Origin of the sequence: Microbispora sp. NPDC088329, assembly GCF_040685655.1 — a bacterium.
GTDB lineage: Bacteria > Actinomycetota > Actinomycetes > Streptosporangiales > Streptosporangiaceae > Microbispora.
In genome coordinates, this window is the sequence record NZ_JBFBIP010000001.1 from 306,995 (window position 1) to 319,477 (window position 12,483).

11 protein-coding genes are annotated in these 12,483 nt (G+C 70.9%); 7 read left to right on the forward strand and 4 right to left on the reverse strand.

All coding sequences use genetic code 11. The annotated features are described in order from the left end of the window. The 6 genes from AB0O28_RS01495 (at window position 1) to AB0O28_RS01520 (ending at window position 6,784) form a co-directional block, all read left to right on the forward strand. The gene (locus AB0O28_RS01495; protein WP_363635075.1) at window positions 1-1,191 is read left to right on the forward strand and encodes a type II toxin-antitoxin system HipA family toxin; all 1,191 of its coding nucleotides are present in this window, start codon (window positions 1-3) and stop codon (window positions 1,189-1,191) included. After that, window positions 1,188-2,060: a phosphoribosylaminoimidazolesuccinocarboxamide synthase gene (locus AB0O28_RS01500; RefSeq protein ID WP_363635077.1), complete on the forward strand. Its 873-nt coding sequence runs from the start codon at window positions 1,188-1,190 to the stop codon at window positions 2,058-2,060. The genes AB0O28_RS01495 and AB0O28_RS01500 overlap by 4 nt, the downstream gene beginning before the upstream one ends. A 173-nt stretch (window positions 2,061-2,233) precedes the next feature. Then, the gene (gene murA / locus AB0O28_RS01505) at window positions 2,234-3,511 is read left to right on the forward strand and encodes a UDP-N-acetylglucosamine 1-carboxyvinyltransferase (RefSeq protein WP_363635079.1); all 1,278 of its coding nucleotides are present in this window, start codon (window positions 2,234-2,236) and stop codon (window positions 3,509-3,511) included. A gap of 262 nt (window positions 3,512-3,773) precedes the next feature. Then, a complete protein-coding gene (locus AB0O28_RS01510) occupies window positions 3,774-5,018 on the forward strand; it encodes a transcriptional regulator (protein ID WP_363636135.1) in 1,245 nt (414 codons plus the stop codon). A 36-nt stretch (window positions 5,019-5,054) separates the two neighbouring features. After that, window positions 5,055-6,059, forward strand: a complete 1,005-nt coding sequence (locus AB0O28_RS01515) for an EamA family transporter (RefSeq protein WP_363635081.1) — start codon at window positions 5,055-5,057, stop codon at window positions 6,057-6,059. A 275-nt stretch (window positions 6,060-6,334) separates the two neighbouring features. Next, entirely contained in the window at window positions 6,335-6,784 is a 450-nt protein-coding gene (locus AB0O28_RS01520; protein WP_363635083.1) for a Clp protease N-terminal domain-containing protein, read from the forward strand. On the opposite strand, the gene hisC is transcribed toward AB0O28_RS01520, so the two are convergent. Both hisC and AB0O28_RS01530 read right to left on the reverse strand, forming a co-directional pair. After that, on the reverse strand, window positions 6,781-7,845 hold the full coding sequence (gene hisC / locus AB0O28_RS01525; protein ID WP_363635085.1) for a histidinol-phosphate transaminase: 1,065 nt from the start codon (window positions 7,843-7,845) through the stop codon (window positions 6,781-6,783). The genes AB0O28_RS01520 and hisC overlap by 4 nt on opposite strands. 77 nt (window positions 7,846-7,922) lie before the next feature. Further along, a complete protein-coding gene (locus AB0O28_RS01530) occupies window positions 7,923-8,399 on the reverse strand; it encodes a hypothetical protein (RefSeq protein ID WP_363635087.1) in 477 nt (158 codons plus the stop codon). 174 nt (window positions 8,400-8,573) lie between these two features. Between AB0O28_RS01530 and AB0O28_RS01535 the strand changes: the two genes are divergently transcribed. Continuing rightward, window positions 8,574-10,661, forward strand: a complete 2,088-nt coding sequence (locus AB0O28_RS01535) for a glycoside hydrolase family 6 protein (RefSeq protein ID WP_363635089.1) — start codon at window positions 8,574-8,576, stop codon at window positions 10,659-10,661. Between the two features lie 8 nt (window positions 10,662-10,669). Here AB0O28_RS01535 and AB0O28_RS01540 read toward each other — a convergent pair whose 3' ends face one another. Beyond that, entirely contained in the window at window positions 10,670-11,881 is a 1,212-nt protein-coding gene (locus AB0O28_RS01540) for a CU044_5270 family protein (RefSeq protein WP_363635091.1), read from the reverse strand. Beyond that, complete coding sequence (locus AB0O28_RS01545; RefSeq protein WP_363635093.1) at window positions 11,874-12,476, reverse strand: RNA polymerase sigma factor; 603 nt, start codon at window positions 12,474-12,476, stop codon at window positions 11,874-11,876. Before AB0O28_RS01545 ends, AB0O28_RS01540 begins: the two co-directional genes overlap by 8 nt. Window positions 12,477-12,483 lie beyond the last annotated feature (7 nt).

Below are 12,483 nucleotides of genomic sequence, written 5' to 3' on the forward strand. Positions count from 1 at the left end.
ATGAGCACACAGACCACCGCTCAGGTGCTGCTCGGCGAACGCCCAATCGGCGTGCTCACCATGCGAGCGGGACGGGTGACGTTCCAGTACACGGATCGGGGGCTCGACCGGCCCGTGCTGGGCCTGGCGTATGAGTACAACCCACGCAAGCGAGAGACCGCTCCCGGCGGGCAGCTTCCGCCCTGGTTCGCCAATCTACTGCCGGAGCGGGAGTCGGGGCTGCGGCGGCTCATTACGGCACAGCTGGGGCTCAAGTCCGTCGCGGACTTCTCCCTGCTCGTTCACCTCGGTCAGGACCTTCCGGGGGCCGTACGAGTGGTCTGCGAGGCGCCCGGCCTGCAGGACAGCGAGACAGAACGCGCGTGGCGACGCCCCGACGCCCGCAAGATGAGCTTCTCTCTCGCCGGCATGCAGGTGAAGCTCTCGATGGTGCGGACCACGGACAAGTTCCTGTACGAGGGCACCGGCGGCGACTGGATCGTGAAGTTCCCGAGCGACCGGCATGATCTTCTGCCGGAGAACGAGCACGCCATGATGACCTGGCTCGCCATGTCGGGCATCGCCGTCCCGCCGCACGAACTCGTCCCGGCCGACTCTCTGGTCGACATCCCTGACGGCCTGATCCGCCCGGGTGAGAGGGCTTTCGCGATCCAGAGGTTCGACAGGCGCGCGGGTGGGCGGATCCACCAGGAGGACTTCGCCCAGATCTTCGGGCTCCTCCCGCAGGAGAAGGACCGCGGACGCGCGGAGCACGTCGGAGCGGTGATCCAGCGGGAGTGCCCGGACGATCTGGAGGAGTACGTCCGGCGTCTGACGGCGTGCGTCCTCATCGGCAACACCGACGAGCACCTGAAGAACTGGTCGCTGCGATATCCCGACGGGCGGACTCGCAGGCTGTCACCGGCCTACGACTTCGTCTCGGTCACCTCCTATGAGACGTTCAGGAGGGACGTCCTCACCTTGCCGGTGGGCGAGCAGAACGACACGTCCTTCATCACGCTCGATCACTTCCGGCGCTTCGCCGAGACCGTGGGCGCCGACGAGGAAAAGGTCACCGCGGCGGTGTCGGCGACGGCCGAGGCCATGGCGTCCTCGTGGTCCTCGGTGCTGCGGGAGTGTCCCGTTCCCCCGTTCGTGGCCGACCACGTCGGCGCGCGGCTGCGTACTGTCCCCTTGCTCAATGCGGGATGAAGAGCTGGGAAGATGGAACCGTGAAGCACCTGCACTCCGGCAAGGTACGCGACCTCTACGAGACCCCCGACGGGCTGCTGCTGATGGTCGCGTCCGACCGCATCTCGGCCTTCGACTACGTGCTCGAACCCGGCATCCCCGACAAGGGGGAGATCCTCACCCGGCTGTCGCTGTGGTGGTTCGAGCAGCTCAAGGACGTCGTCCCCAATCATGTGGTCTCGACCGACGTCCCGGCGGAGTTCGCCGGCCGCGGCGTGCTGTGCCGCCGCCTGCGGATGGTGCCGGTGGAGTGCGTGGCCCGCGGCTACCTCACCGGCTCCGGGCTGGTGGACTACCGCAGGGAGGGCGTCGTCTCCGGCGTACGCCTCCCGGAGGGGCTCACCGACGGGTCGCGGCTGCCCGAGCCGATCTTCACGCCGTCGACCAAGGCCCCCATGGGGGAGCACGACGAGCCCATGACGTACGACGAGGTCGCGGCGGAGGTGGGCGAGGACGTCGCCGAGCGGCTGCGCCGGATCACCCTCGACGTCTACAGCCGCGGAGCCGAGATCGCTTTGGAACGTGGCATCATCCTGGCCGACACGAAGATCGAACTGGGCTGGGACGCCGACGGTGTGCTGACGCTGGGCGACGAGGTGCTGACGCCCGACTCCTCCCGCTTCTGGCCCCTGGACCAGTGGGAGCCGGGCCACTCCCAGCCGTCGTTCGACAAGCAGTTCGTCAGGGACTGGCTGCTGTCCCCCGAGTCGGGCTGGGACAGGTCGTCCGGAGAGGCGCCCCCGCCGCTGCCCGACGAGATCGTCGAGCGCACCCGCAGCCGCTACGTCGAGGCGTACGAACGGCTCACCGGAGAGCGCTTTCGCGGCTGAATCACACAGGTCACAGCAGTAGTCTCAAGTGACCCGTTCCCCCACGCGTTCTGGGGGTAGTTCCTCCCCGTAACTCCCGGGCCAGCGGCTACTCTAGGCCGATCGTCCTCCCCGACGATCGGCCGCCGGCTGACGGGAGTCCCCCACTTTCCCCCGAAATAGGAGTCGTATTCATGGTCCGTTACCGCGTGCGCGGTGGCAACGTACTGCGTGGAACCGCCTTCATCCAGGGCGCGAAGAACGCCGTACTGCCCATGATCGGGGCGGCGCTGCTCGCGGCCGAGGGCCGCACGGTGCTCCGCAACGTGCCCGTCATCGAGGACGTGCGCCGGGCGGTCGAACTCGCCCAGGCCATCGGCGCGAAGGTGGAGTTCCACGAGAGCGAGCGGACGCTCGTCATCGACGCCTCCCGCCTGACCAGCCCTGTTCTGCCCGCGGAGATCGCCCGCCGGTTCCGGGGGTCGGTGCTGTTCGTCCCCGCGCTGCTCCACCGCCTCGGCGAGGCGATCATCGAGGGCATCGGCGGGTGCAACCTCGGCAGCCGCAACCTCGACTTCCACTACCTGGGCTACAAGCGCCTGGGCGCGATGGTGGACGAGGGCGAGGCCGTCATCCACATCAAGGCCGGCGGGCTCCTCGGCGCCCCCCTGTACCTCGACACCCCGTCGCACACCGGCACCGAGAACCTGATCATGGCCGCGTCTCTGGCGCGCGGGACCACCGTCATCGAGAACGCCGCCCTCGAGCCCGAGGTGCTCGACGTCATCACGATGCTGACCCGGATGGGCGCGCGCATCCGCGGCGGCGGCACGGGCTTCATCACGGTCGAGGGCGTCGACGAGCTGACGGCGGTCGAGCACACGGTGATGCCGGACCGGCTCGACGCGGGCGTGTTCGCGATGGCATCGGCGATCACGGGGGGTGAGGTGAGCCTGGTCGGCGCCTCCCTGGAGCACCTCGGCGTGGTCCGGTGGAAGCTGGAGCAGATGGGCGTCGAGTTCGAGCAGCACGGCGCGGTGCTGCAGGTGCGCCGTGACCGGCCGCTGCGCCCGATCAACGTGATCACCGACACCTACCCCGGCTTCGCGACCGACCTGCAGTCGCCGCTGATGACCGTGGCCTGCCTCGCGGAGGGCTCCAGCTACATCCACGAGCGCATCTTCGACGGCCGTTTCGCGCTCGCGGGCGAGCTCAACAAGATGGGGGCGAACGTCGAGGTCGAGGGGAGCCGGGCGGTCGTGCACGGTCCCACACCGCTGCGCGGCACCGACGTGACGGCGCACGACCTGCGGTCGGGAATCGCGCTCGTGCTCGCCGGTCTCGCGGCGGAGGGCGAGACGACGATCGGGTCCGGATATCTCATCGACCGCGGTCACGCCGCGCTCGCACAGCGTATGCAGGCGCTCGGGGCAGATGTGGTGCGTGAAATTTCCACTTCGGACGAGGGCTGAGTCCGCAAACCTTTACTAATGCCCTGACCAGCGGGGACCTTCCGATTTACGGAAGCGCCCGGACCACCCAGAATGGTATTCCGGAAAATCTGGGCGTGACATTACGGCCTTGACCAGCGATCGTTCCAAAGAGAAGCCACAACAACGAGGGCGACGTGGGATGGGACGAACATTGGTCGAGCGCACGGAAGACACTCCGCGCGGGTCACGTCTGGGAACGGTGACACCCGACCTCACCATCGGCGTGGTGGGGTCGCACGATCTGGTCGAGCGGGTGATGTTGATGGGGCACTCGGCTGCCCCGGTGCCCTGCCGGCTGGTCGCCGCCGCATACCGGGATGAGCAGGAGGCGGCGGACAAGGTGACCCGGCTCGGGCCGGGTGTGGACGCGTGCCTGTTCGCGAGTCCGGTGCCGTTCGAGCTCGCGCGACGGGCCGGGGTGCTCACGATGCCCGCCACGCACGTGCAGCTTGGCGGGGCGGCACTCGTGGCGGCGATCGCGCGGGCCGCACTGGACGAGCGGATCGATCCGCGCCGGGTGAGCGTCGACGTGGTCAGCCGGCCGGACATCGACGAGGCGTACGCGGATCTCAACCTCTCCTCCGGGGAGGTGCACAGCCGTGACGAGCCGGGCCCTGTCGGCGCGATCACGGCCTTCCACGAGCGGCTGCTCCGCCAGGGGGCCACGACGGGCGCGCTCACCTGCGTGTCCGGCGTGGCCGACCGGCTGACCGCCGCCGGGGTGCCGGTGGTGCCGATCCGGCCGACCTCCGCGGCCGTCCGTACGGCACTGCACACGGCGGCGCTGCTCGGGGCCCGGCACCGGCTGGAGGAGTCGCAGCTCACGGTCGTGCTGGTCGAGGTGCCGACACTGCGCGAGCCGGTACGGCGGGCCGCCCCGCGCTACTGGCGTGACGAGCTGCGCTTGTCGCTGCACCGCCTGCTCGTGCAGGAGGCCAACCGGATCAACGCGAGCGTGTGGCCGATCGACGACCACAGCTACCTGGTGGTGGCCACGAAGGGCTCGATCGCGACGGCCACGGACGGGTTCCGGGTGCTGCCGTTCGCCGCGAGGATCCGCGAGGAGCTGGGCCTGGCCGTCGAGGTGGGTGTGGGGATGGGCCGCACGACGCACGAGGCGGAGACGCACGCGAGGGGCGCGCTCGCCCGCACGCAGGGCGGCAAGCAGCCGCAGGGCTTCGCGGTGGACCGGGAGGGCCGCGCGCTGGTGCCGCCGCCCCGGATGCCGCCCCAGCCCGGCGGGCCGATCAAGCCCAAGGGGGTCGAGGTGCTTGCGCGCCTGGCCGCCAAGCTGGAGGGCGGGGACACGGTCGTGGACGCGGAGGGGGCCGGGCGCATGCTCGGAGTGACCCCGCGTACGGCCAGGCGGTTGTTGCGCACGCTGGTTGACGAGGGACTCGCGTGGCCGCTGCCGCCGAACCGAACCCCCCAGCCGGGCCGGCCCCGGCAGCTCTACCGGCTCATCGTGGAGAAGCTGAACCGGTAATCACCGTCCGGAGGCGACGGTTTATTGTCATGACCTATGGAGCGAAACGGTCATGACATACGGGTGTGGTTGGCGCTGGCGGCCGTGTACGTGGTGTGGGGCTCGACGTACCTCGGCATCGCGATCGCCATCGAGACCCTTCCGCCGATGACGAGCGGTGGACTCCGTTTCGTCGCGGCGGCGCTGATCCTCGGCACGGTCCTGCTCGTCAGGGCCGTGCCGTACCGGATGAGCTGGAGACAGTTCGGCGGTGCCGCGCTGGTCGGGCTCCTGCTCCTCGCCGGAGGCAACGGCATGGTCGCCGTGGCCGAGCAGCACATCTCCAGCGGCCTGGCCGCGCTGCTCGTCGCCTCGACCCCGCTGTGGCTTGTCGTGCTCAGGACGGTCTTCCGGGACCGGCCGCACGTGCTGACCCTGGCCGGGGTGCTGGTCGGCTTCGCAGGCGTCGCCTTCCTCTCGCTCGGCGGCGACGACGCGTCGGGCAGCACGGGCAGCGGGGTGGGCATCGCCGTGGTGTTGCTGGGCTCGTTCTCGTGGTCGGTGGGGTCGTTCATCTCCCCGCGGATCCCGATGCCGGCCAATCCGTTCGTGGCCAGCACGATCGAGATGGCGGTGGGCGGCGCCGCGCTGCTGGTCATGGGCGCCGTGCAGGGTGAGCGGCTGCACCTCGGCGCGGTGAGCTGGCAGTCGTGGGCGGCCCTGGCGTACCTGGTGCTGGTGGGCTCCCTGATCGGCTTCACCTCCTACATCTGGCTGCTCGGCCATGCGCCGATATCGCTCGTGTCCACCTACGCGTACGTGAACCCGGTGGTGGCGGTGATCCTCGGAGCGGCGATCCTGTCGGAACCGGTCACCGGGGCCATGCTCGTGGCGGGAGCCCTGATCGTCGTCGGGGTCGCGCTGGTGGTCTCGACAGAGCGCCGCAAGCGGGCCGGTGGGAGGCCTGCGGTGCGGAAAACGGCGACGGGCCCCGAACGCGACCCGGCGTCCTCGCCCGGTGGTGAACGCCTCCCGGACGCCCGGCCGGCCACCGAGGCGTGACAGCGACCGGGCTCGGGTGGAAGCGCGAGGGCGGCGCCCGCGAATCGAGGCCGCGACCGAATCGGCCGCTTGATTTCGAAGCGATTCGCCAATCGTGCCGCGACATTCGTCAGAGGAATCATGAAATAAGGCGGCAGATGCCCGAACTTCGGCCAGTCTCCTTACCAACTCTGCTCACTGCTGCATGCATGACTCGCAGAGGTCCACTACCGTCAATCACAAACGTCCCATCGGACCCACAATGGGACCACTGACTGCTTTGTGAGGAGTGCGCAATGTTCGAGAAGTTCACCGACCGAGCGCGACAGGTCGTCGTCCTGTCTCAGACCGAGGCCCGGACGCTCGACCACCACTCCATCGGCGCCGAGCACATCCTGCTCGGACTGATCCGCGAGGACGGGGGCATCGCGGCCCAGGTGCTCAAAAGCCTGGGCCTGAGCCTTGAGGACGTGCGCCTCCAGGTCAAGGAGGCCACCGGCCACGGCCAGGCCGCCCCGTCGGGGCACCTTCCGTTCACTCCGGCGGCCGGCGCGGTCCTCCAGTCGTCGGATCAGGAGTCCCTGGAGCGCGGCCATGACCGCATCGGCACCGAGCACATCCTGCTCGCGCTCATCCGCGATCGCGAGAGTGCGGCGTGCCGGATCCTGGTCACGCTCGGAGCCGACCTCGACCAGGTGAAACAGAGCACGGACGCGCTCGTCCGGCAGTACTACCCGGCGCGCTAGAGAGCCTGGCGGAACGCCTCGGCGGCGGCGAGGAAGACGTCGTTGGCCTCTCCGTCGCCGATCGAGATCCGGGCCCCCTCCCCGTCGAACGGGCGCACGGCGACACCCACGGCCGCGCACTTCTCGGCGAACTCCATCGTTCGCTCGCCGAGGCGCAGCCACACGAAGTTGGCCTCCGTGGGCGGGACGGTCCAGCCCTGCGACAGCAGCGTCTCCCTGACGCGGGCACGCTCCTTGATCACCGTCTCGACCCGCTCCTGCAACTCGTCCTCGGCCTGCAGCGACGCGATCGCGGCCGCCTGGGCGAGGTGGTTGACCGCGAAGGGCAGCAGCGTCTTGCGGACGGCGGCCGCCACCGGCTCGTGGCCGATCAGGTAGCCGACCCGCAGCCCCGCCAGGCCGTACGCCTTGGAGAACGTGCGCAGGACGGCGACGTTGGGGCGGTCGCGGTAGAGCGTGAGGCCGTCCGGCACGTCCGCGTCCCTGACGTACTCCCGGTAGGCCTCGTCGAGGACGACGGTGACGTTCTCCGGCACGCGGTCGAGGAATCGCGTGAGCTCCTCCGTCCGGTTCACCGTCCCGGTCGGGTTGTTGGGGTTGCACACGAAGACCAGGCGCGTCTCCGGCGTGATCGCGTCCGCCATGGCCTCGAGGTCGTGCGTCTCGTCGCGCAGCGGCACCTCGACCGCGTTGGCGCCCGAGAGGCCGACCAGCAGCGGGTAGGCCTCGAACGAGCGCCACGCGTACAGCACGTCCGCGCCGGGCTCGCCGACCGCCTCCAGGATCTGCTGCGCGACCGCCACCGACCCCGCGCCCAGCGCGACGTGGGCGTACGGCACGCCGAACCGCTCGGCGACCTTCTCGGTGAGCCTGACCGCGCCGGGGTCGGGATAGCGGTGGACGTCCGTGGCCGCCCGTGCGATCGCCTCCACCACCGACGGCAGGGGTCCGAAGGGGCTCTCGTTGGAGGACAGCTTGTACGACCGGCCGTCCGGGGAGACCACGGCCTTACCGGGCTTGTAGGGCGGCATGGTGTCGAGGATCGAGCGGAATCGAGGCATGTCCTAACGATAGGAGATCCGCCTGATCGGGCGGCACCCCGCACGCCCCTGTGTGGACGACCCGCGGGCCCCGGCCCCTAGTTGTAGTAGGCATAGAGGGTCTTCCAGGTGCCGGCGTACTGGCAGGTGAGAGACGGCTTGGCGGCCTTGGTCTCGGAGCAGGTCTTGAGCTCGACCTCGCCGACGTTCCTGACGGTGAAGGCGAACTTCGTCTTCGCGCCGTACGAGCAGGTGCGGTAGTTGCGGTAGGCCAGGTGCGGCTTGTTGGCGGCGTCGAAGTAGCTGACGCGGAACAGGGCCCAGCCGCAGGTGGACGCCTTCTGGGTCAGGCTGGTGACGCTGCCGGCGACCTTGACATACGGCGCGGGCCGGCTCGGGTCGTCCTTGGCCGCGGCGGTCAGCGAGCCGCTCACCTTGGCCTTCGACCCGGCCGCGTAGTAGGGGCCGAAGGGCTTGGCGGTGTCGGCCTGGGCGGCCGTCGCCGTGGCGAGCGGGGCCAGGGCCAGGATGCCTGCCGCGAGCGTGATTCCTGCCAGGGAGCGGGTGAGGGTCATGGCTGGGGTTCCTTTCCTCTGTCGTCGCCGGCAGTTTGTCGCGCGCCGCTTTCAAAGTCCTTGACGCCCGCTGTACCACGCCCTTCGCCTAGGGCCCTTCGCCTACGGCCCATCGCCTGGTGGGCCGGGGACCGCGTGGTTAGGATCACGCGGTAACCGGCGAGCGGGGAGAGCATGACGAGCGGCGCGGAGGGCGGCGGACCGCGACACGGCGATCCCCGGCGGATCGGGCCGTTCCGCATCCTCGGCAGGCTCGGCCAGGGCGGCATGGGCACGGTCTACCTCGGCCGGGACGACGAGGGCCGCGACGCGGCGGTCAAGGTGATCCATCCGCAGTGGGCGGCCGACCCCGACTTCCGGCGCCGGTTCCGGCGCGAGGTCGCCGCCGCGCAGCGGGTCGCCCGCTTCTGCACCGCCGCCGTCCTCGGGGCGGGGCTGGACGGCGACGTCGCCTACCTCGCCACCGAGTACGTCCCCGGGCCCACGCTGCAGGAGGTCGTGCGGGAGCGTGGGCCGCTGGCGGGGTCGAGCCTGGAGGCGGTGGCGGTCAACGTGGCCGTGGCCCTGCAGGCGATCCACAGCGCGGGGGTGATCCACCGCGACCTCAAGCCGTCGAACGTGCTGCTGTCTCCGGTCGGTCCCAAGGTCATCGACTTCGGCATCGCCCAGGTCACCGACACCACCGCGGACATCAGCGGCATCGTCGCGGGGACCCCGTCCTTCATGTCACCCGAGCAGGCGAAGGGCGACCGGCTGACCCCGGCGTCCGACATCTTCGCCTGGGGCGCCCTGGTGGCGTACACCGCCTCGGGCCGGGCGCCGTTCGGCGGCGAGTCGATTCCGACCATCCTCTATCGGGTGCTGCACGAGCCCCCGCGCATCTCGGGCCTCGACCCCCGGCTGCGGTCGATCGTCGACCTGGCGCTGGCGAAGGACCCGGCCCACCGGCCGACCGCGCAGCGGCTGGTCGAGATGCTGACCGGCCACGAGCCGATCGCACCCGCGCCGGGAAGCGTGCGGGGAGAGCCGACGGCCATGGCGAGCGCGACGGGCGGGACGGGCGAAAGCGGGACGAACCGCCGGTCGCGCCTGGGCGTGGGCATCGCCACCGCCGCCACCGCCATCGTGGTCACGGCGGGCGTGGTCGTCGCCGTCCGGGCCGCGTCGTCCGGCGACTCCGGGCCGTCTCCGAAACCCCCGGCGCACGCCACCGCGAGCGCCTCGGGCGGGAACCCGCTGCGCGGGCAGGCCGTACGGCTCTACGTGAGCCCGACCGGCGACGAGGCGCACCAGGCGGACGTCTGGCAGGCCGCGGGCCGGGCCGGCGACGCCGCGCTGATGCGGAAGCTGGCCGCCGTGCCCAGGGCCGTGTGGCTCGGCCAGACGAGCGCGAGCGAGGTGGCGCGTACGGCGAGCGCCACGGCGGAGGCCGCGGCGCGGCAGGACGCGGTTCCGGTCTTCGTCACCGATCACATCCCGCTGCGCGCGTGCAACGAGGACGGCGGCGCGGCGGACTCGGCGGACTACCTCGCCTGGATCGACGCGCTCGCGTCGGCGGTCGGCGACCGCAGGGCGGTGTTCGTGCTGGAGCCCAACAGCCTCGCGGAGTTGCCCGGCTCGCCCGACTGCTCGCTCGGCGACGCCGCCGACCAGCGCGCCAGGCTGCGCATGCTCGCCTCGGCGGCCAAGCGGCTCGGCGCGCTGCCGAACACCGCCGTCTACCTCGACGGCAGCCTCGACGGCTGGCCGTCGCCGGAGGTCGTCGCGACTCGGCTGGTCGACGCCGGGATCGCCGACGCCGACGGCTTCTACCTCAACGTCTCCGGATTCCAGAAGACCGACCGGCTCGTCGCGTACGGCACCCGCCTCGCCGCCTGCGTGAAGACCAAGTCGTCGAATCGCGGCCGCGCCTGCGACGACGCCGGCACGGACGCGGGGACGGCCGGGCTCCCCCACTTCGTGATCGACACGAGCAGGAACGGCACGGGCGAGTGGACCCCGCCGGAGGGCAGGTACAAGGACCCCCAGGACTGGTGCAACCCGCCGGGACGCGGCGCCGGCGCACGGCCGGCCACCCGCACCGGCAGCGCGCTCGTGGACGCGTACCTGTGGGTGCGGCCGGCCGGCATGTCCGACGACCGGTGCGACCGCGGCGAGGGCGGTCCCACCGACCCGGTGTACGGCGTCGTCCCGCCCTACGGCGGCGTGTGGTGGCCCGAACTCGCCCTCCAGCGGGCCGAGGCCGCCGTTCCGCCGCTCTGACGAGCGGCTCAGCTCCGGTACGCGGGCAGCTCGGGTCGCTCGTCGGTCCAGCCGATCGCCCGATAAGAGGTGGAGACACGCAGCTCCGCCCGCCGCCCGTTCGCGAGCGTGGTCGTGTTCGTCCTCACCTCGGCGAGAAGCAGGCCGGTGCCGGGATCGACCACGAGCTGCACCTTGCTGAACAGGCCCGGCTCTATCTCCTCCTGGTAGCTGAGCGCCTGCCCGCGCCGGCCCAGCGGGTCTGTCGTCTCCCCCTCGGCTTGTATGCCGGGCAGAGACGCGAGGATCCGGTACGCGGACGCACGGACCTCGGGCGAAGCGGGCAAACCGCTGATGATGCCCACACAGTCGCGCAGCAGGATGTACGCCCTCGCCTCCTTCACGTCCATCCCGGAGCCGGACAGCTCCAGCCGGCCGATGCGCTCCTCCAGGTAGCTCCGGAGCTTGCCGGTCTCGCCCGGGATCGCGCGCACCTCCTCCCAGGTCATCGAATCCCCCGCCATGTCACCGGCCGAGCCCTTCCACTTGCCGCGAAGCCGTTCGGCGGTTCGCTCGCCCGCAGCCGCCTTCAGCGGCCCGAACGGGACGGCGAACAGGTTCTCCGTCTCCATGTCCTTGGGGTAGCGCCAGCTGGTGGGCGCCCCCGCGGCCCGCCACGCCGCCTCGTCCTGCGGGGTCGCGGGCTTGACGCCGAGATCCTGCCCGATGCGCCAGCTCTGCAGATCCGGCCGCTTCGCCAGCCACTCCTCGATGGATCGGCCCTCCTCGAGCACATAGCTGCGCGTGGGGTCGGTCAGCATCCACCGGGTGACCGTCGCGGTGCGCCAGTAGTCGCCGCTCGCGGGGGCCTTCTCCATGGCGACGGCGGCGGCGAGCAGGATCTGCCGGGCGGTCGGCTCGGCCGCCGGGTGCGACGACGTGCTGGGCCTGGCCACGACGGAGATCGTGTCCTCCGACAGCACCGCGGGGACGACGGCCGCCACCGCCGCGGCCATGGCCAGGCTCAGCCCGGCGCCGATCAAGCGGCCACGCCGCCTCTTCCGCCTGGGTTCTGGGCCGTTGACCGTGGTGGTCGCCGTCGCTTCGGCGAGCAGCCGGGCACGGCCCGACGTGATCGCGTCGAGTGAGGGTTCATGAGTCCCCAGCAGGTGGAGCACCGCGTCCACGTGGCGCGGCTCGACACGATGACGGGAGTCCTGGTCATGATGCAGCTCATCCATCGGATCCTCCAGATTCAGCGGTGAGGTCGTCCAGCGCCGCGCGCAGCCTTCTGCGCACCCGGTGGAGCCGGGAGGCCACGGTGCCCAAGGGGATGTCGAGTGCCTGCGCGATCTCCTCGTAACTGAGATCGCCGTACGCGACGAGGAACAGCACGTCTCGCTCGCCGTCAGGCAGCCGGCTGAGTTCGGCGGCGAGCCGGCGCCGAGCGCCCGCCGCGGTCACCTGCGCCGCCACGCGGTCCGCGTGCTCGCCCTCGGCAGGGTCCTGCGGCGGCACCCTGGCCAGCGCCTCCAGCCTCCGGGTCTCGCTGCGGCGATGGCCGGCGAGGAGGTTGGTGGCGATTCCGTACAACCAGTGGCGCACGACGCCACGGCCGGGATCGAAGTCATGTCGTTTGCGAAAAGCGACCAGGAACGTCTCGGACGCCAGGTCGTCGGCGGTCTGCGGTCCGACCCGCGCGGCGACATAGCGGTAGATGTCACCGAAGTGGCGGTCGTACAGCATGGCGAAGGACTCGGGCCGATGCCGTGACTGCTCGATGAGCACGGCGTCGTCGAGTCTTCCGGGTGTATTGGGGGGAGCGGTCATCCGCATGGCGTCC